Raw genomic sequence first — 25,561 nt, 5'->3', positions numbered from 1 at the left:
TGCCCGTAATGACCGATGCGCTCAGCGCCTGCCTCACCGCAGCATGCCCATCTTGCTGTCCCAATTTTTGATGCCATCGACGGCCGCCCTGCAGCTACCAGCAAGCTGGCCGCTACGCACCAGCCCGGGCTTGCACCGGCTTACACCGCGTGCAGATGTTCCAGCCGCTCCAGGCGTTCGAGCTCGGCACAGATATCGGCCATGCTGCCGGACATGGCCCAGCGCATACCCTTTTGGCGGTGCAGGCTGGCCGGTTGCGCCCAGTACATCTTGATGGGGGCATCATTGGCGGCCTGGGCGCTGCAGCGCTGTACGGAGAGGAAGGGGCGCGTGTGGGACTGTGCACCCACCGAGAGGCGGCGGCGCGCGGCGGGTTTGCGCGGCAGACGGATGCGGTCGATGGGGCGCTGTGCGGGGGCCTCATCGGCAGGGCTGTCCGCGCCAGGCTGAGCGCTGGGGCCATCGAGCAGGCTCAGTTGCTGCACGGCACCGCGCTGGGCGGCAGCGCTGGACGCGGTGGCAAAGCAGTGCACCTGGGCGGCAAGCTGGCCATCATTGGCGGCACCGTGACCTGGGCGACGGCGGCTGCTGCGGACGATGGCGCGTTGGATGGACTGGAACCAGGGCAGGCCAGCGACGAGGGAAAAAGGCGCAAGCGCGCGCAATGCATCTGCTACGAGCATGGGAGACTCCTTGGTGTACGGCTGACAGCAGGATTGCGCAAGGCGAGCGCATTCCCCAGGGTTGTGGGCCGGGTGCCCACAACGCCCGCTACCTGGGGTTGCGCAGAAAGGGAAGGGCCAAAGTGGCCGGAAGGGCCGCTAGGCCTAGTTCAGCATCGTGTTGCGGATGAGGCCGACAGCGATGCCTTCGATCTCGAAGGGCTCGCCGGGCTGCACGATGATGGGCAGGTAATCCGGGTTTTCGGCCAGTAGCTCAATGCCATCCTTGGTGCGCTGCAGGCGCTTGACGGTGACGTCGTCGCCCAGGCGCGCGACGATGATCTGGCCATTGCGGGCCTCACGGGTGGCTTTGACGGCCAGCAGATCGCCATCGATGATGCCGACATCGCGCATCGACATGCCGCGTACCTTCAGCAGGTAATCGGGCTGCTGCTGGAACAGGCCACCTTCAACGGTATAGGTCTGGTCGACATGCTCTTGCGCCAGGATGGGCGAGCCCGCTGACACGCGGCCAATCAGCGGCAGGGCCAGCTGGGCGAGCTCTTGCACCACGCGGCCCAGGCCGGCGGTGGCGTTGGACACGCCTGCCAGCGGCGACGAAAAAACGCGTGCCGCGCGCCGCATTGATGGAGCGCACGGTATCACTTTGCAGGCGAATCCCCCGGGAGGTACCGCTGACCAGCTCGATCACACCCTTGCGTGCCAGCGCCTTGAGGTGGTCTTCTGCCGAATTGGCCGATTTGAAGCCCAGCTTGCTGGCGATTTCGGCGCGCGTTGGCGGGGCGCCGGTGCGCGAGATGGCCGTCTGGATCAGGTCCAGAATTTCTTGTTGGCGCGCGGTGAGTTTGGGATGGTCTCGCATAAGATCTCCGTGTGATCTGTGGTGCCGGGTGGCAGCCAAACTGCCGTGCACTCCAACACCTGTATATCAATCCAGTACCTGTATTTTTAACCAGTTTTTTGCAGGAGGCAAGCTTTGCAGCCAAAAATTTTTGATCATCGGCACCGGCGGCACCATTGCCGGCATGGCCGATGATGCCGAGAATCCCGGCCAGTACCGTGCGGCGCAGCTGTCGGTCGCGGCCCTGCTGGCGGGGGTGAGCGGAATCGAGACCGCTGCGGCGGGCCCGCTGGATGCAATGCAGATCGCGCAAATTGATAGCAAGGACATGAGCGACGAAGTCTGGCATGCGCTGCTCCAGGCTTGCGATGCAGCAATGCGCGACGAGGCGGTACGCGGTGTTGTTATCACCCACGGAACGGATACCTTGGAGGAGACCGCCTGGTTCCTGCATTGCGTTTTAGGGCGCCTGGCCAAGCCGGTGGTGCTGACCTGTGCGATGCGCCCGGCCAATGCCTTGATGCCCGATGGCCCGCAGAATCTGAAGGATGCCGTGGCCGCCGCTGCGGCGCTGGATGCGGACGGCCATCCGCTGTTGCGCGAGGTGGTCGCGGTGACCGGCGGGGGCGAGCTGCACAGCGCGCGCTGGCTGCAAAAGGTGCACCCGCACCGCTTGCTGGCCTTTTCATCGGGCGAACAGGGGCCGCTGGGCTGGGTGGATGGCACGAACGTGCGCCTGCGCCAGGGCTATGCACCGCAGGCAGCAGATACGGAGGGCGGCTACACCGGCAGCGCATGGCTGGCTGCCTTGCCCGCGCCGGCCAGTACGCCCTGGCCGTGGGTGGAGATCGTCACCAGCCATGCTGGCCTGCGCCCGGGGCTGTTGAAGGCGCTACAGGCCCAGGGTGTGGAGGGCCTGGTGGTGGCAACCACCGGCAATGGCACGGTGCATGAGGTGCTGCTGGATGCGATGGCGCGCGCACGCCAGCAAGGTTTGCCGGTGTGGCGCAGCAGCCGCTGCAGCGATGGCGTGATCAGCGATGCAGTATTGCCCAGGATGGCCGATCTAGGCAACGACCTGGCCGTGGCCTTGACGCCCTACAAATGCCGGGTCAGCCTGCAGCTGGCGCTGGTGCAGGCCCGATCCAAAATCTAAGTACGGGCATCGGAGCCAACGGCAGATACCGGTTTATTTACCGATAAATAGACGGGCATAAAAAAAGCCACTGTCGCACGACAGTGGCTTGGTAGATGAGGCAGAGTTGCTTATCAGGCCTGCAGGGCGGCAATCGCGCGCTGCGTGATTTCTTCGACCGAGCCCATGCCGCTGATCGCGCGGTACTTGGGGGCGGCGGCCGGGTCTTGTGCAGCCCAGCTGCTGTAGTAGTCGACCAAGGGGCGGGTCTGGCTGCTGTAAACGTCCAGGCGCTTCTTGACGGTTTCTTCCTTGTCGTCTTCGCGCTGCACCAGGGGCTCGCCAGTCACATCGTCCAGGCCTTCGGTCTTGGGCGGGTTGAACTTGACATGGTAGGTACGGCCCGATGCGGGATGGCTGCGGCGGCCGCTCATGCGCTCGATGATGGCTTCAAACGGCACATCGATTTCCAGCACGTAGTCGAGCTTGACGCCAGCGGCCTTCATCGCGTCGGCCTGCGGGATCGTGCGGGGGAAAACCGTCAAACAGGAAGCCATTGGCGCAATCGGCCTGGGCGATACGTTCCTTGACCAGGTTGATGATCAGATCGTCACTGACCAGCTGACCGGCATCCATCACGGCCTTGGCCTGCAGGCCCAGTGGCGTGCCCGCCTTGACCGCTGCGCGCAGCATGTCGCCGGTGGAAATCTGGGGAATACCGTATTTTTGGCAGATGAAGGCAGCTTGCGTACCTTTGCCGGCGCCGGGTGCTCCCAAAAGAATTAATTTCATGGCGGTCCTTGGAGAATAAAAAACTTGCACGGCAAAAAGCGGGCACTGAAGCCCGCTTTTTACGCAAAAAAACTGGGCTTGAGCATATCACGCATCAGGGGATTGTCAGCGAACTGGGCACCAATACCGTGTCTCGGCTGCGCAAGACAGGCATGCTGCGCCTTTTTGCTTACGGTGTGCTTGCAGCAGGGGCGATGGTGGCGCATGGCTGGCACGCGGGTTACATCACGGCGCCAAGCAGCTGTCGCACACGCACCAGGTCCTCGGGGGTGTCCACGCCGGAGCCGGGGATCTGCCGCGTCACATGCACGGCGATGCGGTAGCCATGCCAGATTGCGCGCAACTGCTCCAGCATCTCGATCTGCTCGGTAGGCGCCTGGCTGAGCGTGGGGAAGGTATGCAAAAACTGGGCGCGGTAGCTGTAGATGCCCATATGGTGCAGCGGCGCAAAACCGGGCGTGCCGGTGGTGCCGGGGTTCTTCCACCAGGCCATATTGACAAAATCACGGCCCCAGGGGATGGGCGCGCGGCTGAAATAGCTGGCCAGGCCTTGGGCATCGAGGACCACCTTGACCACATTCGGGCTGAGCAGCGACTCCAGATCGGCCATCGGATGGGCGACGGTGCCCATGCTGGCCTCGGGCCGCTCGCTGAGCAGGGCGGCGACCGCATCGATCAGCGCTGGCGCGATCAAGGGCTCATCCCCTTGCACGTTGACCACGATGTCGTTACCGGCGAGCTTCAGCAAGCTGCAGGCCTCGGCCAGGCGGTCGCTGCCGCTGGGGTGGCTGGGCGAGGTCATCACCGCTTGGATGCCATGCTTTTTGCAGGCATCGATGATGCGCTCGTCATCGGCAGCCACCACCACGCGCTGGGCGGCGCTTTCCTGCGCGCGCTTGGCCACGCGCACCACCATCGGCAGACCGGCGATGTCCACCAGCGGCTTGTTGGGCAGGCGCGAGGACGCCATGCGCGAAGGAATCAGGACGGTGAACGGCGCGGGTGCGGATGCCATGGTGCGAAAGAAAGAAGAGTGGAGCCGGCTGGAATTGTAGCGAGCCCGCATGGCGGGCCGGGCGCAGGCGATCTGGGTGGGTGCGGCTGCGGCGGCAGGGTGCCAGGGCTCAGGGCGCCGGTTTGACCGGTGTAGGGGCTTCGTTGCTGCCGAACAGAATCGCCTCGATGGGGCGCAGTTTCTTCGCGTCGATCACCTCGCGCAGCTTGGGCAGGATGGCGACCAGGCCATCATAGCCCTGGGCTTTTTCCAGCTGCAGTTGCAGACGGAAGCCCTTGAGGCCCAGGCCACTGACCAACTGGCTGGCCGCTGCATAGGCCTTGATATAGCGTTCGCTGTGGTTGTTGATGCCAGCGGCTGCATGGCTGGCGGCAACCGGTGCGGCAGCGGCAGCCGGCGGTGGCGTGGGTGCGGGTCCAGCCAGGCTGTCGATGATGTCGCTGGGGTTGGACGGCGGCTGGCCCGCATCACCGGGGCGCAGCAGTTCCAGCAGGCCATGCTGCAGCAGCTGTTTGATGTCCTCCAGCACCTGCATCTGTCCGCCTGCAGAAGGCGACAGCGCTATCACCTGCTCAATGCTCTTGTGTCCATCGAACATGATGAAGGCCGGACGCATGCGGTGGGGCAAGACAGGATCCCGGGCGCGCAGCGCCTCCATGCCTTTGTCGGTTTTCTTGAGGATGAGGGTATGCATGGCAATTTGCTGAATGGGGCGGATGCAGTCCGGCAGGCAGACCCTGCAGGCCTGTGCTGCGGGGTCTCCAAGGCGGATGCCTAAAAATTCAGCAAATTGTGTCTGTTTTTTACAAAGCGGCTATTGGGGTTTGCCTGTGCGGCCCAGGATTCGGCGCGGAATGGGGCCGCAATGTCATCGATGTTTAATCTGCGGCAGACAAGGCCTCAATTTCCTCATCACTGAGGGTTCGCGCTTCGTTCTCCAGCATGATCGGTATGCCATCGCGCACAGGGTAGGCCAGGCGTGCGCTGCGCGAGACGAGCTCCTGGCGTTCACGGTCATAGCGCAAAGGGCCTTTGGTGACAGGGCATACCAGCAGTTCGAGCAGTTTCGGGTCCATAGCGGCAATCAGTCTTTCTTTACAGGGGGCGATGCGGTCTGGCATGGGCGCAGCAGGGCATCGACATGCTGGCCAAAGGCGGGGTCGATGGTGACCTCCAGAGGAACGGCCAGCGCATGCGGGGCAATGCACCAGAGCTTGTGCGCATCCTTTTCGGTGCACAGCAGCACGGGGGCATCCGGTGCGTCTATTGTAGGGGCGCTGTCCGCCACCAACCCCAGCCTGGCCAGCCATGCCGGGTCGTCCAGCGGCGCATGGTCGGGCAGCGCATCGCTGCGTACCAGCTGCAGGCCCTGGGCTTGCAGCATCGCAAAAAATTCCTGCGGATAGGCAATGGCTGCCAGTGCATGCACCGGGCGGCCACGCAAATCGGCCAGACGATGGCGACGGCCATCCTGGCCCACGGCATGGCAGGCCAGGCTGCGCTGCAGCGGCCAGGCCGCTGCGCCGGAGGCCGCCAGATGCGGGGGCGGCGGGCCGGCGTAGAGCGCAACGTCCAGCCGCCTGGGCCAGGGTTCGCGCAGCGGCCCGGCCGGCAGCTGCCAGCCATTGCCCACGCCTTGGGCGTTGAAGACGGCAATCTCCACATCGCGGGCCAGTGCCAGGTGCTGCAGGCCATCGTCGCAGACCAGCACATCCACCTCAGGGTGGGCCTGCAAGGCGGCCCGGGCGGCCGCAGCGCGCAGTGCAGCCACATACACCGGTACGCCGCTGCGCTGGGCGATCAGCAGAGGCTCGTCGCCGACCTGACGCGGGTTGCTGCCCGGGAGGACGGCAATGGCGTTGGGATCGTTGCGGGTGTCGCGCCCATAGCCGCGCGAGATGACGGCGGGCCGCCAGCCCTGGGCTTGCAAGGCCTGCACCAGGTGCAGGGTGACGGGCGTCTTGCCGGCGCCACCGGCAATCACATTGCCCACCACCACCACCGGCACCGGCGCGCGGTAGGCCTTGCAAAGGCCGCTGCGGTAGAGGGTGCGGCGCAGCGCGCCCAACGCGGCATAGCACCACGACAGCGGCAGCAGCGCAATGGCCAGCGGGCCTTTGCGCTGCCATGCGTCGGTGATGCGTGCCGAGCCAGGGCGCGTGACAGCAGCTGAGGGCGCGGGATGGGGAGGGGGCGGGACGGTCATGCAGGCTGCATGCTAGCACTGCCCAGGCGCGGGGCCTGGGGTTTACTGTGCGGCCGTCTGTGTGGCGAAGGTGATCTGCTGCAGGCCCACACGGCGGGCTGCTTCCATCACCGAGACCACGGACTGGTGCGGTGCCAGTGCATCGGCGCTGATGATGATCACGCTGTCCTTGCCGGCAGTGGCGGCATTGCGCAGCGCCTCGGCCATGTCGGTCACGGTCTTGCCTTCCAGCGCCACCTTGCCGACGGCGTAGCGCCCGTCGGCCGCCACGGAGACGATGATTTCCTTGGGCCGGTCGCGCAGCTGCTCGGCATTGGCGGTGGGCAAGGTCAGCTGCAGCTCGGTGAATTTGCTGTAGGTGGTCGAGAGCATCAGGAAGATGAGCACGACCAGCAGCACATCAATGAACGGGATCAGGTTGATCTCGGGCTCTGTCGTGGTGCGGGGGCGAAAGTTCATGCTGGCTCCTGCCCGGCGGTCAGCTGCGGCGCAGCTTGTTCAGGTGGCGCAGGAACTGCTCGGCCGACAGCTCCAGTGTCAGCAGATAGCCATCGACGCGGCTGCGGAAGTAGCGCCAGAAGATCAGCGCAGGGATGGCCACCATCAGACCGAAGGCGGTGTTGTACAGCGCGATCGAGATACCGTGGGCGAGCATGCTGGGGTTGTTGCCGCCACCGCTTTGCGAGCCGAAGATCTCGATCATGCCGATCACGGTGCCCAGCAGGCCCAACAGGGGCGCAGCCGATGCAATGGTGGCGAGCGCGGTGAGGTATTTCTCGAGCTTTTGGGCTTCCCGGCGGCCGGTGCTCTCCAACGTGGCGCGCAGATCGGCTTCAGAGATGCGGGGCTCCAGGGTGATGGTGCGCAGGCCGCTGGCCAGCACCTCACCCAGCGAGGAGTTCTGGCCGAGCTGGTTCACGACTTCGGCGCTGGGCACACCATGGGCGGAGACGGAAATGGCCTCCTGGAGCAGGTTGGCCGGTGCAACTTTGGCCGCTTTCAGGGCCACGAAGCGCTCAACGATCAATGCCAGCGCCAGGATGGAGCAGGCAATCAAGGGCCAGATCGGCCAGCCTGCTGCTTGGATGATGGAAAACAAGATTCTCTCTCCGCTCTTTCTTTTTTCAGCGGCCATTATGGCCCAAGGCCACTGCCGGTCCGCCTAAAATCGGGCCAGGCGCTGCGTCCAACCCACAGTGCTTGGATGCCGGAAAGGCCGAGTCATCCACAAAAAATGTGGATAACTTTGTGGGTAATGTGTCATCAGCCGGAAAAATGGCCCAATTTACGGGGTTTTTCTTAGATTGCTTAAAAAATAAGCTGATAAAAATATTGAAAAATCAAAAGCTTGTACGTAGGTTCAATATTTTGTGCTACAGAGTATGACGTATGCATGACGCTGTCACAGAGCTGCCTTCTTGTGGACTACTGCCCGCCAGAGGTGTGGGAAAAGGCGATTTTGGGGCGCTGCCAAGGCGTCTATGTCGTTGCTGTGACGGGAAAAAATGCCCCGGTCAACGGTTGTCTTGGCAGCTAATTGGCAGCCCGCTCGATAGCTGAAAGGCGGCATCCGATCGAGAAGGGCCGGCCCGCTGCACCCATGGCGGACCGCCCAGCCGCTACCATGTCTGCTGCTTACCCGCTGCGCTGCGGTGCAACCCAGACCTACCCATCGTTATTTCCGCCGAGCCGGGCCTGCCGCCCAGCCGGCCACTTTCATGGACACCACACACTACCCGCCCAGCTCCGCTGCCAACGCCGCCCCCAGCCCCCGTATCTGGGATGTGGGCGCGCTGTGCCGAGCGGTGGCTGACACCTTGGCTGCGCGCTTCAACCCGGTGGAGGTGCGTGGGGAGCTCAGTGGATTTTCGCGGGCGGCCAGCGGCCACTGCTACTTCAACCTCAAGGATGCCAATGGCCAGGTGCGCTGTGCGATGTTTCGCCGCGCCGCGCAGGCGCTGGACTTCAACCCCCGCGATGGCGAGCTGGTCGAGGTGGTGGGCAAGCTGGGGGTCTATGAACAGCGCGGCGATCTGCAGCTGATTGTCGAAGGCATGCGCCGGGCCGGGCAGGGGGCCTTGTTCGAGCAGTTCCTGCGCCTCAAGGCGCAACTTGAGTCCGAAGGCCTGTTTGACAGCGAGCGCAAGCGGCCGCTGCCTTTGATGCCGCGTGGTATCGGCATCGTCACCTCGCTGGGCGCGGCGGCGCTGCATGATGTGGTGACCGCGTTGCGCCGCCGCGTGCCGCAGCTGCCGGTGGTGTTGGTGCCGGCACTGGTGCAGGGCGAGCAGGCCGCGCCGTCGATGGTGGCGGCGCTGCACAAGCTCTACCGCCTGGCCGAGGCCCAGATCGCCTATGACGCGCGCCTGCGCATTGACGCTCCGGCCGTCGCCATCGACACCATCTTGCTGGTGCGCGGTGGTGGCTCGCTGGAGGACCTCTGGGCCTTCAACGATGAACAGCTGGCCCGTACCGTGGTGCAAAGCCCGGTGCCGTTGGTGAGCGGTGTGGGGCATGAGACCGACTTCACGATCGCCGATTTCTGCGCCGACCTGCGCGCGCCAACGCCAACGGCCGCTGCCGAGCTGGTCTGCCAGCCGCGCGATGTCTGGCTGGGCGCGTTGCAACTTGCGGAGCAGCGCCTGGCCGATGGCGTCGAGCGCCACCTGGACCGCCAGCAGCAGCGCCTGGACATGGCGGCGCGCCAGATTGGCAGGCCTTCGTCACTGGTGCACGGCCAGCAGCAGATGCTCGACCGCCTGGGCCGCCGCCTGCACGGCGCTGCCCAAGCCCAGTTGCATGGGCAGGACAAGCGGGTGCAGCATCTGGCCAGCGTGTTTCCGGCAGCAGCCTCGCGCCATCTGGAGCGCAGCGAGCAGCGCCTGGCGCAGCTGCATGCGCGGCTGGAGCTGCTCAACCCGCGCCAGGTGCTGTCACGGGGTTACGCCTTGCTGACGGACATGCAAGGCCAGGTGGTGAGCTCGGTAACGCAGGCGACACCGGGCAAGGCCATGCATGCCGAGCTGGCCGATGGCAGCGTGGACGTGGTGGCGACGCAGCGCTTGTTGGTCTAAGCCGGGTCTGGCGCTTCTCGGTGGAGGCAGCGGCTGCCTTGCAACGCGGCCCGAGCCGATTGGCGGTGGATTCTGACGCCGTGGGGCTTGGCTCGCATGCTATCGTCGTCATAGTAATCTGGCTGAACCCGTATTCATGAACGGGTCGATTTTCCTTTTTACAATCGACCACTGCGACTCCCGCCGGGCGTATTGCCTGACAGCACCGTCCGGGACGGCTTTGCAACCTATACCAACCACGAGGAAACCACGATGGAACGCACTCTGCCACCACTGCCCTACGCGATTGATGCGCTGGCCCCTGCTTACAGCCAGGAAACGCTGGAATACCACCACGGCAAGCACCACAAGGCCTACGTGGACAAGCTCAATGAACTGCAAAAGGGCACCGAGTTCGAGAACCTGGAACTGGAAGCCGTGATCAAGAAGGCCACCGGTGGTATCTACAACCAGGCTGCCCAAATCTGGAACCACACCTTCTTCTGGAACTGCATGACCCCCGGCGGCGGCGCTGAGCCCAGCGGCGCGCTGGCCGATGCCATCAACAAGAAGTGGGGCAGCTACGCCGAGTTCAAGAAGGCCTTCCAGGCGTCGGCCGTGGGCAACTTCGGTTCGGGCTGGACCTGGCTGGTCAAGAAGCCTGATGGCTCGGTGGACATCGTCAACACCGGCGCCGCTGGCACCCCGCTGACCACCGACGACAAGGCCCTGCTGACCGTCGACGTCTGGGAACACGCTTACTACATCGACTACCGCAATGCCCGCCCCAAGTTTGTCGAAACCTTCTTCGACAAGCTGGTGAACTGGAAGTTTGCTGAAAGCAATTTCGCCTGATAGCGGTTGCCCGGCCTGGTTGCCGGCAAACACGATCAGACAAAGGCCGGATGGTGCACTGCACCGCATCCGGCCTTTTGCATTTGGGGGAGGGCAGCGCAACCTCGCCAAGCTGTCACCTGCAGGCAACACTTGCCTCTGGCAAAGCCCCTGATTTGCGCCAGTTTGCCGGGGCGCTTAGATGGATGATTGATAATCAGTCTCATTTGCTTCTTGGCTGGTTGTCTGTATGTTTTTTGCTTCCCGTTTTGCGCTCCACCCGGTGGCTGGCGCAGTTGTCCTGCTGGTGTCTTTTGCTGGCGCCCCCGCTTTGGCCCAAACCCAGGAGGGCGCTGCTGACACAGACCCCGCCACCGCCGCAGCGGCCCCAACTGCCAGCGGAGATACCGTCTTGCCGACGGTCACCGTCAACGCCAGTGCCGATGCCTCGGCGCAGGGCCTGTCCAAGGCCTATGCCGGCGGCCAGGTGGCGCGCGGCGGGCGTGTCGGCATTCTGGGCACCGAAGACATCATGAACACGCCGTTCTCGACGACGGCCTACACGCAGGATCTGATCCGTGACCAGCAGGCCCGCAGCGTGGGCGATGTGCTGCAAAACGATGCCTCCGTGCGTGTCTCGCGCGGCTTTGGCAATTTCCAGGAATCGTATTTTGTGCGCGGCTTTGTGCTGGGCTCGGACAGCATTGCCTACAACGGTCTCTACGGCCTGCTGCCACGCCAGTACGTGTCGGCCGAGCTGTTTGAGCGCGTGGAGCTGCTGCGCGGTGCCAGCGGCTTCTTGAATGGCGCCTCGCCTGCCGGTGACAGCATTGGCGGCGCCTTGAACCTGCTGCCCAAGCGTGCGTCGAACGAGCCGCTGACGCGGGTCAGCGTGGGCGGATCCAGCGGCGCGCAAGGCTATGCCGCGGCCGACATCAGCCGCCGCTTTGGCCCCGACCAGGCCACCGGCCTGCGCCTGAACGTGGCCAAGCGCAAGGGCGACACACCGATCGACGACGAAGGCGTCGATCTGAGCGTGGTGTCCCTGGGTATGGACTGGCGCTCCAGCCAATTGCGCCTGTCGGCCGACGTGGGCTACCAAAGCCACAAGCTGACCACGCCACGCCCCAATGTGACCCTGGGCGCCGCGGTGACCCAGGTGCCCAGCGCTCCTGACAACAGCCGCAACTTTGCCCAGCCCTGGACCTATTCGAACGAGCGCGACAGCTTTGGCTCGGTGCGCGCCGAGTACGACATCAACAGCCGTCTCACAGCCTGGGTGGCCGGCGGTGCACGCTTTGGTCGCGAACGCAATTCGCTCGCCAGCCTGACCTTGAACAACGGCAGCACCGGCAGCGGCACCCAAGGGCGCTTTGACAATACCCGCGCCGATGACATCTTCACCGGCGAAGTGGGCCTGCGCGGCAAGCTGACGACGGGCAGCATCGGCCACAGCCTGGTGCTGGCCGCCTCAGCCTTCTCGGACAAGCGCAAGAACGCTTTCTACTCGCAGCCCGCAGCTGGCGCACTGGCCACCAACCTGTACGATCCCGTCTACGGTGCGGCCCCGCCTTTGGGCGCCAGCTCGAACGATCTGGACGACCCGGCCGTGCAGGCCCGCATCAAGCTGTCGAGCCTGGCGCTGTCGGACACGCTGTCGATGTTCGACGAGCGCCTGCTGCTCACCCTGGGCCTGCGCCACCAGACCATCGAGACGCAGACCTTTGCCTACAACACCGGCATTGCCGCGCCCAAGGTGGACAAGAGCCGCACCAGCCCGATGGCTGCGGTCGTGTTCAAGCCGGCAGAGAGGGTCTCGCTCTATGCCAACTACATCGAAGGCCTGACCCCGGGCGAGATCGCACCGGCGCTGTCTTCGGGCCTGCCCGTGGCCAATGCAGGCGCGGCGCTGGCGCCTTATGTCTCCAAGCAAAAGGAAGTGGGCCTGAAGTGGGACGGTGGCGATATTGGCGCCGGCCTGGCCTGGTTCACCACCGACAAGCCGCGCGTGTTCCGCAATTCCATCTCAGGCGTTTATGGCCCTGAAGGCATGGACCGCCACCGTGGTCTGGAGCTGAATGTGTTTGGCCAGGTCACACGCGGCCTGCGTGTGCTGGGCGGTGTCACCTGGCTGGATGCCAAGCAACTGGCCGATGGCCACAACCCCAATGCCGGCAAGCGCGTGATTGGCGTGCCCCGCCAGCAAGGCAATCTGGGCCTGGAGTGGGATGTGCCGGGCGTCCGTGGCCTGACCCTGGATGGCCGCGCCGTGGCCACCGGCAGCAGCTATGCCAACGCCACCAATACCTTGCGGGTGGCAGGCTGGACCCGCTTTGACCTGGGTGCGCGCTACCTGACCGAAATCGACGGCCGCCTGGTGACCCTGCGTGCCCGCGTGGAAAACGCGGCCAACCGCAACTTCTGGGCTTCGGTCGGTTCCACCGGCTACCTGGTGCTGTCCAACCCGCGCACCTTCACGGTCAGCGCCAGTGTGGATTTCTAAGCGCTGAATGCCTGACTGTGGTGTGCAACCATGACCGTGACCAGTCCCTTGCCCCTCAGCCCAGCAGCGGCCATGCCGGATGTGGCCACGCTGTATGTGGAGCACCATGGCTGGCTGCGCCGCCGCTCTCTGCACGCTACGAGTTCTAAACACTGGTGGGCATAAAGGAGGGGAGGGCTTGGCAGGCGCGGCCTGAGCGCCATTGAAAAGCGCGCATTTGGATGGGAATGAGAATTCTTCTCAGTACAATGCATCCGCGCTTTGCCACGGCATCGCGCGTTTCAGCAGGCGGACTTGAAAGGGTGCGCCTGCCCTTGCTTTTCCAACTGGCTGCGCGCTGGGCCATGGTCTGGCGCTGCTGGCCTGTCCGCTGACTGTGTTCTTGCCTGCCATGCACCGTTCTTTGATCTGCGATTTGTTTGCTGAATGCGGCAGCTGTGCGGGCGGCTGTGCGTGGACTGGCCTTGTGCCCCATGCGGCCTGATCTGTTGCCCCATGGCGAGGCGGGTGCGCCGGAGCCCGCTGGCGGGCACCTGGCGAGCCTGTACCAGCGCTGGCGCACACCGGTGATGCGCATGCTGCGGCGCCATTTTGGCAATGCAGCCGATGTGGAGGATGCCACCCAGGAAGTGTTTGCCCGGGTGGCCGCCACCGGCAAGGTGCTGCAGCCCGACGAAGAGCAGCCCTATTTGCGCAAGACCTTGCAAAGCGTGGCCGCGCGCGATTGGCAGCAGAGCGCGCAGGCCCGGGGGCTGGAGCTGGTATCGGGAGACGAACACCCGCAGGCGATGGAGGCCCAACTGCACAGCAGTGCCGAGGAGGTGAACCAGCAGGCGGCCCAGCAGCAGCGGCTGCACCGTTTGCACCAAGCCATCCAGGAGCTGCCTGAACGACAGCGCCAGGCCTTTGTGCTGCACCGGGTCGAAGGCCATACCGTGCAGCAGACGGCCGAGCAGATGGGCATCTCGATGCGCATGGTGGTCAAACACCTGGCGCGTGCCGTCGCCTATTGCGAAACCCGCGTGCAATTTGCCAGTGCGCAGCAGATGCAGCAGCTGCAAGCCCAGCAACTGGCGCTGAGCGCTGCCGATGAGGAGCCACCCCTATGAGCGCAACGCAGACGCCCCGATCGTTGCAGAGCCTGACGCCTGCACAGCTGCTGGCGCTGAACCATGCCGCCGGCGACTGGCATGTGCGCCGCCTGCTGCCTGACTGGACCGGCGCCGATGAAAGGGCCTTGAATGCCTGGCTGGCCGAGGATGCGCTGCATGCGCAGGCCTTGGCGCGCATCGCACAGACCTGGCAGGATGCGCAGGCGCTGCAGCAGATGTTTCCAGCTTCTTATTCCGCAGGCCAGACTGCGGCGCCGGATGTAAGGGCCAAGCCGGCTGCGTCCGTGCGTCCTCCACGGCAAGCCACTGCGCAGGGCGTCAGCCTGGGCTGGCGCTGGGGCTGGCCGGCCCAGGCCTTGCTGGCGTCGTTGCTGCTGCTGGTGATCGCCGGCATGGGCTGGCAGCACTGGTGCAACACGGCTTACTACAGCCTGGAGGCAGCGACCGGCACCGGCGAGCTGCGCGATCTGGCCTTGCCCGATGGCAGCCAGGTGGCGCTGAACGCCAACAGCCGCCTGCAGGTGCATTACTACCCCTACCGGCGCGAGACGGTGCTGGACAAGGGCGAGGCCTTTTTCAAAGTGGCGCCCGATACGAACAAGCCCTTTACAGTGACCAGCGGGCACAGCGAGGTCCGCGTGGTGGGCACGGCCTTCAATGTGCGGGCTGCGCCGCCGGAGGTGGTGGTGCAGGTGCAAGAGGGGCGGGTGGCGCTGCGCTCCACGCTGCCGGGCAGTCCGCAGCCGGTGACGCTGACGGCGGGGATGGCCATGGCGCTGGAGCCGGCCCGCGGCCACTACCGGCAGTTGGCGGTGAAAGCTGACGAGGTGGCCGAATGGCGCACAGGCCAGGTGTATTTTCAGCGCCGGCCGCTGGCGCAGGTGGCCCAGGAGCTGGCCCGTTACCTCGATGCCCCCGTCGAGGTGGCTGATCCGGCGATCCGCGCGATCCCTATCTCGGGCCTGCTGGCCTTGGCAGACCCGGAGCGTTTCTTGCTCGCCTTGCCGAGCGTGGCCGATGTGCGGGTGCAGCGCTTGCCCAAAGGTGGCTGGCGCATTCGCCGGCAATAAAAAACATTTTGTTTCATTTGCGCGGGTTCCATGTTTTAGGCCTTTTGTGCTTCTTCATAAGGTGCGCGCCAAAGATCTGAGCGCCACACGGGCTGCCAGCCACGGATCCGAGCCTTCCGCTTTGTTATTCCCAGCCAATGGCCGCAAACCACAGCGGCGCCTGGTGCAAGCGCCCGCTCCCAGCCTGTCCACTCGGGCCTGGAGCGGGAAAGCTGCCCGGGCAGGGCCGTTGTCATTGATGCAGGAATACACAGGAGTGCGAGAGCCATGGGATGCGAGATGTTGATGGGGGAAGAGGGCGGATGCCCGTTGAAGAAGGTGGTGCGCGGGAACGCGCAGGCCCCGGTGCTGCGGCCACGATGGCTGGCCATATTGGTAGCGGCTGCGATGGCGGGTGTCAGTGTGCTGCCCGCCGCTGCCCAGGCGCAAGCCGCTGCGCAGGCGGCGCGCCAGAGTTTCAATCTGCCGGCCCAGCCGCTGATTGAGGGGCTCAAGGCCTTTGGCCGGCAAACCCAGCAGCAGGTGCTGTTTGACGATGCGCTGGTGCAGAGCTTGCGGGCAGCGGCCGTCAGCGGAAATCTGACCCCGCCAGAGGCGCTGGCGCGCATGCTGACAGGGACGGGCTTGACGGCAGTGAGCACGCAGCCGGGCAGCTTTACGTTGCAGCGCATGCCCACAGCGCCCCAGTCGATGACCCTGGAGACCGTGACCGTGACTGCCGATGCGCTGCAGGATGGCCGCACAGAAGACACCGGCAGCTACACGCAGCGCGGGCCGAGCGCCACAGCCACCGGCCTGGCATTGACCTTGCGCCAGACGCCGCAGTCGGTCAGCGTGATGACACGCCAGCGCATGGATGACTTCAAGCTGCAGACCTTGACCGATGTGATGGAGCAGACCCCCGGTGTGACGGTGGACCGCCAGGGCGATGGCAACAACATCATGGTGCGGGGCGACAACGTCAACCTGCAGATCGATGGCCTGCGCCAGATGGCCAGCGGCTGGTATGCCAATACCCAGATGCTCTACACCATGGACGACATGGCCGAGATCGACCGCATCGAGGTGCTCAAGGGCTCGTCCGGCCTCACCAATGGCGATGGCAAGTATGGCGCAACAGTGAACATGATCCGCAAGCGTCCGACGCAGGAGTTCCGCGCCAGTGTGGGCGCAGGCGTAGGCAGCTGGGACAACTACCGCGCCGATGTCGATGTCGGTGGCCCGCTCAATGACCGTGGCAGCCTGCGCGGCCGCCTGGTGGCCGCTGCATCGGATGGCCATGATTTCCGTGACAACGTCAAGCGCAGCAACCAGACCTTGTACGGCACCCTGGACCTGGACCTGAGCCGCGATACCTTGCTCAACATCGGCTTTGTGCACCGCCACCGCGAGTACTATGGCGCGGGCAGCACGAGCATGATCCAGGCCTATGCCGCCAATGGCGACTTCCTGGGCCTGCAGCCGCGCTCCTTCAACATCGGCGCGCCCTGGTCGGGCTATGAGCAGGACACCGACACCTTGTTTGCCAGCCTGGAGCACCGTTTTGACAACGGCTGGACGGCCAAGCTGCGTGCCAGTACCGAAAAAACCAAGATGCCGTACGGCGAAACCGGCTCCTGGTTTACCGCGTCCCCCCAGGTGGTGGACCTGAGTCGCGCCGAGGACCATGCCAACCGCAACCGCAGCATGGCCGCCGATCTGCGTGGCCCCTTCGAGCTGCTGGGCCGCAGCCATGAGCTGATGCTGGGCGCCGATACCGCCCGCACCAGCTCGGACACCTACTCGGCCAACAAGCGCTTCACCAATCTGGGCCTGGACTACAGCGATGGCGGCAGCGCGATTGTGCGGCCCGATGACATCGTGAACTATCCCGTCGACAACCACAGCTATTTCAGCTCCAAGCGCAGCTCGGTCTACGGCGCGGTGCGCCTGAATGTGGCCGACCCGGTCAAAGTGATTGGTGGCGCCCGCATCACCAACTACGAGCAGTACGATCTGACGCCGTACGCCTACTCGAACTACGACTTCAAGAAGAACAATGTCGTCACCCCTTACCTGGGGCTGGTGGTGGATGTGCATGAGCAGGTCTCGCTCTACGGCAGCTATGCCAGCATCTTCAAGCCGCAAAGCGCCCTGGATGCCAGTGGCAAGACCTTGGACCCAGAAGAGGGCCAAACCTATGAGATTGGCGCCAAGGGCGAGTTTCTGGACAAGCGTCTGAACGCCAGCCTGGCCTACTTCTGGATGAAGACCGACAACGTGGCCGACGCCACGGGCGAAACCATGCCCGATGGCACGGCCATCTACCGCTCGGTCTCTGGTGTCAGCAAGCGCGGCTATGAGCTGGAACTGTCGGGCGAACTGGCCCCCGGCTGGCAGGCCCAGGGCAGCTATGTGCTCAACAGCACCAGCCTGAGCAACAGCAACTATCTGCCCCGCAACCAGCTCAAGCTGGGCAGCACCTACCGCATGGGCGGAGCGCTGGGCGGCCTCACCATCGGTGCGGCCACCCGCTGGCAAAGCAAGACCTCTGCCGGCCCCTTGCTGCAGCCCGCCTTCTGGGTGCTGGATCTGATGGCGCGCTACCAGGTCAACCAGAAGCTCAGCGTCAACTTGAACATTCGCAATGCGCTGGACAAAAGCTACTTTGCCGGCATGCGCGATTTTGGCCGGGTGCAGTACACCTGGGGCGCACCGCGAAGTGTGACGGCGAGTGTGCGTTACGACTTCTGAGCGGCCTTTTTATAGGCGTTTAGCATCGACTCGGGCTTGGTCCAGCGCCAAGCCCCGGCTTGCGCCTGGGAATATGGTTTCGCCCTCTAAAAGGCGCATTGGCATCGATGGCTGCCCATTGTTGGGTGTATTGGCGTGGGGGCTGGATAGCCCTTGTAGTTGTTGTTAGCCACTTTGTTGGAGGTGTCTAATGCAAAAAATATAAGTAACCAAGCTATTTATATTTTACTGGTCGTCGAATTTACCGTTGTGAAAAATAGCTGCGGTGATGAGGGCTGCGCAAAGGTTGTCACGTTGAATTGAAAGACAATTCAAGCGATAGGCGCCTGGTGGGATGTTGGAAATTATTATATTATAGAGAGCTTTTGTAGCATTATTAGATAGTCTGCGGCTTTGATCAATGGCAGCTTATAGACTGAATGGGTAACAGTTTGAGCGCATTTCAATTTTCAACAAATGCTGTGTGTTCGATGAGGATGGATCGCCTATTATTAAAATGCCGTTGATGATAAGCATCAGGGTATTTTTTTAAATGTCTTGGTTATACAGGAGCATATCTGTGTTTATCCGATCCATCACTACGACTGCCATTCTGTTGGCAAGCGCTGCCGCCCATGCACACGCAGTGGCCCCTATGACGGACTTCTCGTTGCGCAACGACACGGTCGACACAGGCATGCGGTTTCGCTCAGCCGAACCAAGCCCGAATGCGCAGCAGTCACCCGCATCCTTCCCATTCACTGCGTTGGAAAAAAGCACTCACAATGGTCTTGAGTTTTCTCATAACCCCGAGGTATTGCCGCAGTTCAGCGCTTCGCAGCCTCTGTTGTTCGTGAACCTCGAGGCTGATCCGTTCAAGGAGGGGTTCCATGCCAGCCCGCTGACGGACTGGGAGCACCCAGCAGTGACACGCTATTACAACGCAGCCCCGGACATCCCGCCCCATGTGGCGCCTCCCATCTTTGATCCGCAGATGCGGTCCTGTGCCGATCCAGACCTTCACAGGGATCGACCGTCCGTAGCCATCACGTATGAGGAATTGACGGCCAGGGCGGATCGATTCAGTCCCGGCTATGCGGCAGGCTTGTCATTGGCTACACCGCTTCCAGAAGATCGCTTTGATTGGTCTTGCATCGCTATCAACGGACGGGAATGCCCCCGCAGCTTGCACCAAGCAGCTTTTGCATCAGGTCCTAGACGTGCCTAACCGGGTTGTGTATCTTGTAGCGCTTGTCCGATAGCGAAGGCCGCTGCAGCCCTCTCAGAATGGGATGGCCTTTTGCCGTGCGGTGAGCTCCGCTTGCGCTGGCCTTGTTTGTCGGCTGCGCTCCGAAGCGCTGCCCACAGATGGCCCCCTCGCTGGCCATTTATAACTTTTTGTTTAACAAATACTGAGCAGCGCTTGAAATCTTTGCGCTGCAGATGGTGTCTATTAGAGGTAACCGAGGCAGGCCCGCGGCCTGCCTCATCTGCATCCACCCACTTCAGGAGCGATACCCATGCTGATACGTACCAACAATTCGGGCTTTGACCACGGCAGCAGCAGCGACATCACGCCTCAGCATCTGTATGTGAGCCGCCGCGACCTGCTCAAATTCGGCGCGGCAGGCGGTACAGCGCTGGCCACAGGAGGGGCCTGGGCGCAAGCGGCCAAGTCCGATGGCACGCAGCCGATCAGCACGGTTCGCTCAACGGTGCCTGGTGCGATATCGATGGAGACGCCCACCTCCTTCCAGGATGCCAGCACCTACAACAACTACTACGAGTTCGGCCTGGATAAAAGCGACCCGGCGCGTTACGCCCACACCTTGCAGACCAGGCCCTGGACGGTGCGGGTCGAAGGCCTGGTCAACAAACCCAAGACCTTTGATATTGAAGAGCTGCTCAAGCTCAGCGCCCAGGAAGAACGCATTTACCGGCTGCGCTGTGTTGAAGGCTGGTCGATGGTGATCCCCTGGGTGGGCTATTCGTTGTCCAAGTTGCTGGCGCAGGTGGAGCCACAAGGCAGCGCCAAGTATGTGGAGTTTGTCACCTTGGCCGACCGCAAGATGATGCCCGGCCTGAACAGCGGCGTGCTTGACTGGCCCTACACCGAGGGCCTGCGCATGGACGAGGCCATGCACCCGCTGAGCCTGCTGGCCTTTGGCATGTACGGCAAGACCTTGACCCCGCAAAACGGCGCGCCGGTGCGCCTGGTGCTGCCCTGGAAATACGGTTTCAAAAGCGCCAAGAGCATCGTGACCATCCGCGTGGTCGAGAAGCAGCCCGGCACCGCCTGGAACAAGGCAGCGCGCAATGAGTACGGCTTTTACTCCAACGTGAACCCCGATGTGCCGCACCCGCGCTGGAGCCAGGCAACCGAGCGCCGCATCGGTGAAGGCGGCCTGTTTGCCAAGCGCCACAAGACCTTGCTGTTCAACGGCTACGAGGCCCAGGTGGGGCAGCTCTACGCTGGTATGGATCTGCGCAAAGACTACTGATACCTGCCCATGCCCAACACCTCGCGTTTCACGGCCAAGTCCGTACAGCGGCTGCTGCTGCACCTGTTGTGCCTGGTGCCCGCCGCCTGGCTGTTTTACCTGGCTGCCACTGATGGCCTGGGCGCCAATCCAGCCGAGGCGCTGCTGCGTTCGCTGGGCGACTGGGCCATCCGCTTTATCTGCTTTGCGCTGGCGGTCACCCCCTTGCGCCAGTGGCTGCGCTGGAACGCGCTGGCAGCCTATCGCCGCATGCTGGGCCTGTATGCCTTCTTCTATGCGAGCCTGCACTGGCTGGCGTATGTGGTGTTTGACATGGGCGTGGACTGGTCCGCGATCGTCGACGATCTGGTCAAGCGTCCGTTCATACTGATAGGCACCCTGGCCTGGCTGATCCTGCTCGCGCTGGCCGTCACTTCGGTGCCCAGAATCATCCGGCGCATGGGCGGCAAGCGCTGGCAGATGCTGCACCGCGCCGTGTATGGCGCGGCTGCGTTGGCAGTGCTGCACTTCTGGTGGATGCGCGCCGGCAAGAACAACTTTGCCGAGGTGTGGTTGTACGGGCTCATCCTTGCCGGCTTGCTGGCGGCGCGCTGGGTGTTCCAGAAGCGCAAGCAGATGCAGGCGGCCGCCAAGGCGGCCCGGGCCTGACCAGCGACAGTCCGCTTCACACTTTTTTCGCAGCCGCTGCCTGCAGGCTCGATGGGCTGTTTGCAGCTGGCTGCCGATTCCAGCAGACCATCGCCTGTACCGCACAATGACAGCATGAATCCCAGCAAACGTATCTTGATCGTGGAAGACGATGCCCCCATCGCCGAGCTGCTGCAATTGCATCTGCGCGACGAAGGCTATGAAGTGGTGCACATGGCCGACGGCGATGCGGGCATGCAGGCCTTGGAGCGGGGCGGTTGGGATGCGCTGGTGCTGGATTTGATGCTGCCCGGAGTGGATGGCCTGGAGATCTGCCGGCGCGCCCGCGCGATGGCCTATTACGTGCCGATCATCATCACCAGTGCCCGCTCCAGCGAGATGCACCGCATCCTGGGGCTGGAACTGGGCGCGGACGATTACCTGGCCAAGCCGTTCTCGGTGCTGGAGCTGGTGGCGCGAGTACGCGCGCTGCTGCGCCGCAGCCAGGCCCTGGCGCAAAACGCCCGGCTGGATGCAGGAGTGCTGGTGCTCGGCAATCTCGAGATCGACCCGATATCGCGCGAGGTAAAGGTGGACGGCGCCCAGGTAGAACTGACCCCGCGAGAGTTTGACGTGCTGCATTTTTTTGTGCGCAACCCCGGCAAGGTGTTCTCCCGGTTTGACCTGCTCAACCAGGTTTGGGGCTACCGCCATGATGGCTATGAGCACACGGTCAACACCCATATCAATCGCCTCCGGACCAAGATCGAAGCCGATCCTGGCAGCCCCAAGCGCATCTTGACGGTATGGGGCCATGGCTACAAATGGGCGGAGGAGACGCCATGAAGCTCGCATCCACCACGTTGGCCCAGCGCCTGAGCGTGGTCTTTGTGCTGCTGCTGTTGGCCTGCAGTGCGGCCACAGTCTGGCTGCAGATGCGGGTATCCGACCAACGCGAGCAAGAGGTGGTGCAGCGCCTGTCGCAGGATCTGGCCGCGCGCATCGCGCGCTACCCGGAGTTGATGCGTGCCGATGGCCTGAACGCCGGAGCCAGCCGCGAGCTGTTTGGCAAGCTGATGCAGGTCAATCCGAGCGTGGAGGTCTACCTGCTCGATGACAGTGGCGCCATCCAGGCCTACGATGCGCCGCAAGAACGGATACTGCGCCAAAAGGTCGATCTGGAGCCCTTGCAGCGTTTGTTCAGCGGCGCGGCGTTGCCGGTATTGGGTGATGACCCGCGCAGCATGACGGAGCGCAAGGTGTTCAGTGCAGCGCCGTTGATGCAGGGCGGCCAGCGGTCGGGCTATGTCTATGTGATCCTGCAAGGCCAGGGCCGTGACAGCCTGGCCGCCCGCGTCAGCAGCGATGGCGCGCTGCGCACACTGCTCTGGTCGCTGCTGGTCGTCGTGGTGCTGGGCGCAGTCGCAGCAGCCGTGGCCTTTGGCATGATCACCCGGCCGCTGCGGCGCCTGACGGCAGCCGTGCAAGAGCTGCAAACCGACGGCCTGGCCGATCTGCCCCAAGCCCAGGCCAAGCTGCAGCAGGCCGCGCACGGAGGTGCCGATATCGCCGTACTCAGCCAGGCCTTTGCACAGCTGGCGCAACGCACCTGGGAGCAGTGGCAAAAGCTGCGCACCCAAGACCAGCAGCGGCGCGAGCTCTTCGCCAATATCTCCCATGACCTGCGCACACCTTTGACCTCCTTGCATGGCTATCTGGAAACCTTGCAACTGAAGGCGGATGTGCTGTCGCCCGACGAGCGCCGCCGCTACCTGGGCATTGCACTGGACCAAAGCCGCAAGGTCGGCGACCTGGCGCAAAAACTGTTTGAGCTGGCGCGCCTGGAATACGGCGTGGTCAAGCCCGAGCCCGAGCGCTTTTTTCTGCCCGACCTGCTGCAGGACGTGTTCCAGAAGTTTGAGCTTGCCGCCGAGGCCAAGGCGCAGCGCCTGCACGCGGTGATCGACCCGGATCTGCCCCCCGTCACCGCCGATCTCGGCATGCTCGAACGGGTCCTCGTCAACCTGATCGACAACGCCATCCGCGCCACGCCGCAAGGCGGCGATATTCAGGTGGAGCTGCGTGCCGCAGAGCATGGCCTTATCAGCGTAACGGTGCAGGACAACGGCCCAGGCATCCCCCGGCGCTGCGCGACAGCCTGTTCGAGCGCCCCACGTTGAGCCGCATGCACAGCCGCAGCGATGGGCGGTCTGGTGGCTTGGGCTTGATGATCGTGCACCGCATTTTGCAGCTGCATGACAGCTCGATTGAGCTGTTGAGTGGGGCGGGGGATGTGGGGACGCGGTTTAGGTTTTATTTGCGTTAGACCCGCCAAAACGCATCACGCCCGAAACAAGAAAGGCTGCAAACCGAAATTTGCAGCCTTTGCTTTGTGCGCTATCTGGTAGCGCCAGATTCAAAAGCCCTTGCAGCGTTTGAACCGGTCATCTGTGGCGGAGAAGGCGGGATTCGAACCCGCGGTGGGCTATTAACCCACACACGCTTTCCAGGCGTGCGACTTAAACCACTCATCCACCTCTCCGCATGTTTTGTACGTTTTACGTCCTGTGGTGGCCAGGAAATAAAAAGCCAAGCGTGGACAGCTTGGCTGACAATTTCACCTGTTGACTGGCGGAGAGGGCGGGATTCGAACCCGCGGTGGGCTATTAACCCACACACGCTTTCCAGGCGTGCGACTTAAACCACTCATCCACCTCTCCAGTCGGTGAAGCGTGTATTCTAGCCTGAAATTTGGCGGCTTCCGGCAAAGAGGGTGGTTGTTTGGAAAAAATGCAGCGCCTCCGGAAGGGTTGGCGCTGCATGCACGCTGGCCAGGTTCTTTACTGGCCCTTGCCGGTCTGGATCATGCGCATGGCCGAGGTGATCAGGCTGGAGACCTCGGTCATGTTGCTGGGGACGACCAAGGTGGTGGTGGCGTCGCTGGCCAGCTTGCCGTAGGCATCGACGGCTTGCTCGGCCACCTTCAGCTGCACGGCTTGCTCGCCGCCTGGCTGGCGGATGGCGGAGGCGATGCGCTCCAGCGCTTGTGCGGTTGCATCGGCCACGGCGGTGATCGATGCGGCCTCGCCTTGTGCCTTGTTGATGGCGGCTTGCTTCTCACCTTCGGAGCGGGCGATGAAGGCTTCGCGTTCGCCGGTGGCGATGTTGATTTGTTCTTGGCGGCGGCCTTCGGAGGCGGCGATCAGTGCGCGCTTTTCACGCTCGGCGGTGATCTGGGCTTGCATGGAGCGCAGGATTTCTGCCGGTGGCGTCAGATCCTTGATTTCATAGCGCAGCACCTTGACGCCCCAGTTCAGCGCGGCCTCGTCGATGGCCGAGACGATCTGGGCGTTGATCATGTCGCGCTCTTCAAAGGTCTTGTCCAGCTCCAGCTTGCCGATCACGCTGCGCAGCGAGGTCTGGGCCAGCTGGGTGACGGCCATGATGTAGTTGGACGAGCCGTAGCTGGCGCGCATCGGGTCGGTCACCTGGAAGTACAGGATGCCGTCCACCTGCAGCTGCGTGTTGTCGCGGGTAATACAGATCTGGCTGGGCACATCCAGCGGGATTTCCTTCAGGCTGTGCTTGTAGGCCACTTTGTCGACGAAGGGGATGATGAAGCGCGGGCCGGGGGCCAGGGTGCCGGCATAGCGGCCCAGGCGCTCTTTGATCCAGGCGTGCTGCTGGGGCACGATCTTGACGGACATCGCGATGAAGATGATGGCGATGACAAATATGATGATGGCGACTTCCATGGGCTCTCCTCGTGTGGGCGCAGGCGTTGGGGCATGCGCCGGTTTTAGCGGTGATGGGCTGGGGGCGGGCCCCTGGCTCAAAGGGCCTGGCCATTACACCATGCAGGTGTGACGGCCAAGCGGGGGGGGCGGGGCATGGGTTTGGCAGCGCCTGTTATTTATGTTGTATGCCCCAGTGATTGCACGCGGTTCTTAGTGTGCGGCCGGGTCGGCAGGTTCCACCAGCAAGCGGTTGCCGTCCAGCCGCACCACGCGGTAGGCGCCGGGCAGCGCTGGGTGCTGGCCGAGCAAGCTGGCCGACCAGGGCGCGCCCCGGTAGCGCACCTGGGCGGTGCGGTCGGCATCCCAATGGTCGATATGGACCTGTTCGCCAATGTCCAGGTGCATGTCCTGATCGCGCTCGCCCGACAGCAGCGAACCACGGCGCTTTTGCCGCATATAGCAGGCCAGTACGGTGGCCGCGCCCACGATGGCCGCGATGAGGATCTGCGCCACTTCGCTGGCACCCAGGTGCGCAGCGATGGCAGCGGCGGCCATGCCGATCGCGACCATCAGCAAATACAGGGTGCCGGTGAGCAGCTCGGCGACAACGGCCAGGCCGGTCAGCAGCCACCACACGGTTGAAATCTCCATAAGTCCCCCTCGTTGGAATAGGTTTGTAGGCCGATTGTGCGATATGCCGACCAATTTTGCGGCAATTGATGCAGGATACATAAAAAGGG

The 25,561-nt window shown here is 63.5% G+C and carries 20 protein-coding genes, 2 tRNA genes and 3 pseudogenes; 12 read left to right on the top strand and 13 right to left on the bottom strand.

The genetic code is table 11. The features are described from left to right. Positions 1-140: 140 nt before the first annotated feature. The gene (locus tag MJ205_RS09800) at positions 141-683 is read right to left on the bottom strand and encodes a hypothetical protein (RefSeq protein ID WP_239812268.1); all 543 of its coding nucleotides are present in this window, start codon (positions 681-683) and stop codon (positions 141-143) included. Between the two features lie 144 nt (positions 684-827). After that, positions 828-1,545: pseudogene (gene lexA, locus MJ205_RS09795) on the bottom strand (transcriptional repressor LexA). A gap of 130 nt (positions 1,546-1,675) precedes the next feature. Here lexA and MJ205_RS09790 point away from each other — a divergent pair. Further along, positions 1,676-2,680, top strand: coding sequence for an asparaginase (locus MJ205_RS09790; RefSeq protein WP_342395179.1), 1,005 nt, complete (start codon positions 1,676-1,678; stop codon positions 2,678-2,680). A gap of 113 nt (positions 2,681-2,793) precedes the next feature. On the opposite strand, the pseudogene adk reads toward MJ205_RS09790, so the two are convergent. The 7 genes and pseudogenes from adk to MJ205_RS09755 all read right to left on the bottom strand — a co-directional run bounded on the left by adk (position 2,794) and on the right by MJ205_RS09755 (position 7,771). Beyond that, positions 2,794-3,451, bottom strand: a pseudogene (adk, locus tag MJ205_RS09785) (adenylate kinase). A 220-nt stretch (positions 3,452-3,671) separates the two neighbouring features. Beyond that, a complete protein-coding gene (kdsB, locus tag MJ205_RS09780) occupies positions 3,672-4,466 on the bottom strand; it encodes a 3-deoxy-manno-octulosonate cytidylyltransferase (RefSeq protein WP_239812267.1) in 795 nt (264 codons plus the stop codon). 109 nt (positions 4,467-4,575) lie between these two features. After that, positions 4,576-5,160 carry a hypothetical protein gene (locus MJ205_RS09775; RefSeq protein WP_239812266.1) on the bottom strand — a complete coding sequence of 195 codons (585 nt, stop codon included), beginning with the start codon at positions 5,158-5,160 and terminating at the stop codon, positions 4,576-4,578. A 184-nt stretch (positions 5,161-5,344) separates the two neighbouring features. Continuing rightward, entirely contained in the window at positions 5,345-5,542 is a 198-nt protein-coding gene (locus tag MJ205_RS09770; protein ID WP_239812265.1) for a Trm112 family protein, read from the bottom strand. 8 nt (positions 5,543-5,550) lie between these two features. Continuing rightward, positions 5,551-6,672, bottom strand: coding sequence for a tetraacyldisaccharide 4'-kinase (gene lpxK / locus MJ205_RS09765; protein ID WP_239812264.1), 1,122 nt, complete (start codon positions 6,670-6,672; stop codon positions 5,551-5,553). A 42-nt stretch (positions 6,673-6,714) separates the two neighbouring features. Then, positions 6,715-7,131, bottom strand: a complete 417-nt coding sequence (locus MJ205_RS09760) for an ExbD/TolR family protein (protein ID WP_239812263.1) — start codon at positions 7,129-7,131, stop codon at positions 6,715-6,717. A gap of 19 nt (positions 7,132-7,150) precedes the next feature. Then, positions 7,151-7,771: a MotA/TolQ/ExbB proton channel family protein gene (locus MJ205_RS09755; RefSeq protein ID WP_239812262.1), complete on the bottom strand. Its 621-nt coding sequence runs from the start codon at positions 7,769-7,771 to the stop codon at positions 7,151-7,153. A gap of 619 nt (positions 7,772-8,390) precedes the next feature. On the opposite strand from MJ205_RS09755, the gene xseA reads away from it, so the two are divergent. From xseA to MJ205_RS09700, 11 genes and pseudogenes are all read left to right on the top strand, one after another. Further along, positions 8,391-9,746, top strand: coding sequence for an exodeoxyribonuclease VII large subunit (gene xseA / locus MJ205_RS09750; RefSeq protein ID WP_239812261.1), 1,356 nt, complete (start codon positions 8,391-8,393; stop codon positions 9,744-9,746). Positions 9,747-9,998: 252 nt separating this feature from the next. Beyond that, positions 9,999-10,580 (top strand): superoxide dismutase, encoded by a 582-nt coding sequence (locus MJ205_RS09745; RefSeq protein ID WP_021026539.1) that lies wholly within the window; start codon positions 9,999-10,001, stop codon positions 10,578-10,580. Positions 10,581-10,809: 229 nt separating this feature from the next. Continuing rightward, positions 10,810-13,062: a TonB-dependent receptor gene (locus tag MJ205_RS09740; protein WP_239812260.1), complete on the top strand. Its 2,253-nt coding sequence runs from the start codon at positions 10,810-10,812 to the stop codon at positions 13,060-13,062. Positions 13,063-13,535: 473 nt separating this feature from the next. Next, positions 13,536-14,171, top strand: a complete 636-nt coding sequence (locus MJ205_RS09735) for an RNA polymerase sigma factor (protein WP_239812259.1) — start codon at positions 13,536-13,538, stop codon at positions 14,169-14,171. After that, positions 14,168-15,244 (top strand): FecR family protein, encoded by a 1,077-nt coding sequence (locus MJ205_RS09730; RefSeq protein WP_239812258.1) that lies wholly within the window; start codon positions 14,168-14,170, stop codon positions 15,242-15,244. The genes MJ205_RS09735 and MJ205_RS09730 overlap by 4 nt, the downstream gene beginning before the upstream one ends. A gap of 267 nt (positions 15,245-15,511) precedes the next feature. Next, a complete protein-coding gene (locus MJ205_RS09725) occupies positions 15,512-17,977 on the top strand; it encodes a TonB-dependent siderophore receptor (protein ID WP_239812257.1) in 2,466 nt (821 codons plus the stop codon). Positions 17,978-18,611: 634 nt separating this feature from the next. Continuing rightward, positions 18,612-19,184 (top strand): hypothetical protein, encoded by a 573-nt coding sequence (locus MJ205_RS09720; RefSeq protein ID WP_239812256.1) that lies wholly within the window; start codon positions 18,612-18,614, stop codon positions 19,182-19,184. A gap of 292 nt (positions 19,185-19,476) precedes the next feature. Further along, complete coding sequence (msrP, locus tag MJ205_RS09715) at positions 19,477-20,457, top strand: protein-methionine-sulfoxide reductase catalytic subunit MsrP (RefSeq protein ID WP_239812255.1); 981 nt, start codon at positions 19,477-19,479, stop codon at positions 20,455-20,457. A 9-nt stretch (positions 20,458-20,466) separates the two neighbouring features. Next, a complete protein-coding gene (locus MJ205_RS09710) occupies positions 20,467-21,105 on the top strand; it encodes a sulfite oxidase heme-binding subunit YedZ (RefSeq protein WP_239812254.1) in 639 nt (212 codons plus the stop codon). A 114-nt stretch (positions 21,106-21,219) separates the two neighbouring features. Further along, entirely contained in the window at positions 21,220-21,930 is a 711-nt protein-coding gene (locus MJ205_RS09705) for a response regulator transcription factor (RefSeq protein ID WP_239812253.1), read from the top strand. After that, a pseudogene (locus tag MJ205_RS09700) lies at positions 21,927-23,410 on the top strand (sensor histidine kinase). The gene MJ205_RS09705 and the pseudogene MJ205_RS09700 overlap by 4 nt, the downstream one beginning before the upstream one ends. 125 nt (positions 23,411-23,535) lie before the next feature. Here MJ205_RS09700 and MJ205_RS09695 read toward each other — a convergent pair. From MJ205_RS09695 to MJ205_RS09680, 4 genes are all read right to left on the bottom strand, one after another. Next, positions 23,536-23,626 (bottom strand) — tRNA-Ser (locus tag MJ205_RS09695). Between the two features lie 87 nt (positions 23,627-23,713). After that, positions 23,714-23,804: transfer RNA gene (locus MJ205_RS09690), tRNA-Ser, on the bottom strand. Between the two features lie 120 nt (positions 23,805-23,924). Beyond that, positions 23,925-24,839, bottom strand: a complete 915-nt coding sequence (locus MJ205_RS09685) for an SPFH domain-containing protein (RefSeq protein WP_230778027.1) — start codon at positions 24,837-24,839, stop codon at positions 23,925-23,927. 192 nt (positions 24,840-25,031) lie between these two features. Continuing rightward, the gene (locus MJ205_RS09680) at positions 25,032-25,472 is read right to left on the bottom strand and encodes an NfeD family protein (RefSeq protein ID WP_239812252.1); all 441 of its coding nucleotides are present in this window, start codon (positions 25,470-25,472) and stop codon (positions 25,032-25,034) included. Positions 25,473-25,561: the final 89 nt, after the last annotated feature.

The sequence above is a fragment of the Comamonas sp. B21-038 genome (assembly GCF_022387135.1).
GTDB lineage: Bacteria > Pseudomonadota > Gammaproteobacteria > Burkholderiales > Burkholderiaceae_C > Comamonas > Comamonas sediminis.
This window is presented reverse-complemented; position numbering and strand designations above follow the sequence as displayed.

Coding starts and splice junctions, on each gene's coding strand:
- MJ205_RS09800 (WP_239812268.1), bottom strand. CDS start 683: ATGCTCGTAGCAGATGCATTGCGCGCGCTTGCGCCTTTTTCCCTCGTC.
- kdsB (WP_239812267.1), bottom strand. CDS start 4,466: ATGGCATCCGCACCCGCGCCGTTCACCGTCCTGATTCCTTCGCGCATG.
- MJ205_RS09775 (WP_239812266.1), bottom strand. CDS start 5,160: ATGCATACCCTCATCCTCAAGAAAACCGACAAAGGCATGGAGGCGCTG.
- MJ205_RS09770 (WP_239812265.1), bottom strand. CDS start 5,542: ATGGACCCGAAACTGCTCGAACTGCTGGTATGCCCTGTCACCAAAGGC.
- lpxK (WP_239812264.1), bottom strand. CDS start 6,672: ATGACCGTCCCGCCCCCTCCCCATCCCGCGCCCTCAGCTGCTGTCACG.
- MJ205_RS09760 (WP_239812263.1), bottom strand. CDS start 7,131: ATGAACTTTCGCCCCCGCACCACGACAGAGCCCGAGATCAACCTGATC.
- xseA (WP_239812261.1), top strand. CDS start 8,391: ATGGACACCACACACTACCCGCCCAGCTCCGCTGCCAACGCCGCCCCC.
- MJ205_RS09745 (WP_021026539.1), top strand. CDS start 9,999: ATGGAACGCACTCTGCCACCACTGCCCTACGCGATTGATGCGCTGGCC.
- MJ205_RS09740 (WP_239812260.1), top strand. CDS start 10,810: ATGTTTTTTGCTTCCCGTTTTGCGCTCCACCCGGTGGCTGGCGCAGTT.
- MJ205_RS09735 (WP_239812259.1), top strand. CDS start 13,536: ATGCGGCCTGATCTGTTGCCCCATGGCGAGGCGGGTGCGCCGGAGCCC.
- MJ205_RS09730 (WP_239812258.1), top strand. CDS start 14,168: ATGAGCGCAACGCAGACGCCCCGATCGTTGCAGAGCCTGACGCCTGCA.
- MJ205_RS09725 (WP_239812257.1), top strand. CDS start 15,512: ATGGGATGCGAGATGTTGATGGGGGAAGAGGGCGGATGCCCGTTGAAG.
- MJ205_RS09720 (WP_239812256.1), top strand. CDS start 18,612: ATGACGGACTTCTCGTTGCGCAACGACACGGTCGACACAGGCATGCGG.
- msrP (WP_239812255.1), top strand. CDS start 19,477: ATGCTGATACGTACCAACAATTCGGGCTTTGACCACGGCAGCAGCAGC.
- MJ205_RS09710 (WP_239812254.1), top strand. CDS start 20,467: ATGCCCAACACCTCGCGTTTCACGGCCAAGTCCGTACAGCGGCTGCTG.
- MJ205_RS09705 (WP_239812253.1), top strand. CDS start 21,220: ATGAATCCCAGCAAACGTATCTTGATCGTGGAAGACGATGCCCCCATC.
- MJ205_RS09685 (WP_230778027.1), bottom strand. CDS start 24,839: ATGGAAGTCGCCATCATCATATTTGTCATCGCCATCATCTTCATCGCG.
- MJ205_RS09680 (WP_239812252.1), bottom strand. CDS start 25,472: ATGGAGATTTCAACCGTGTGGTGGCTGCTGACCGGCCTGGCCGTTGTC.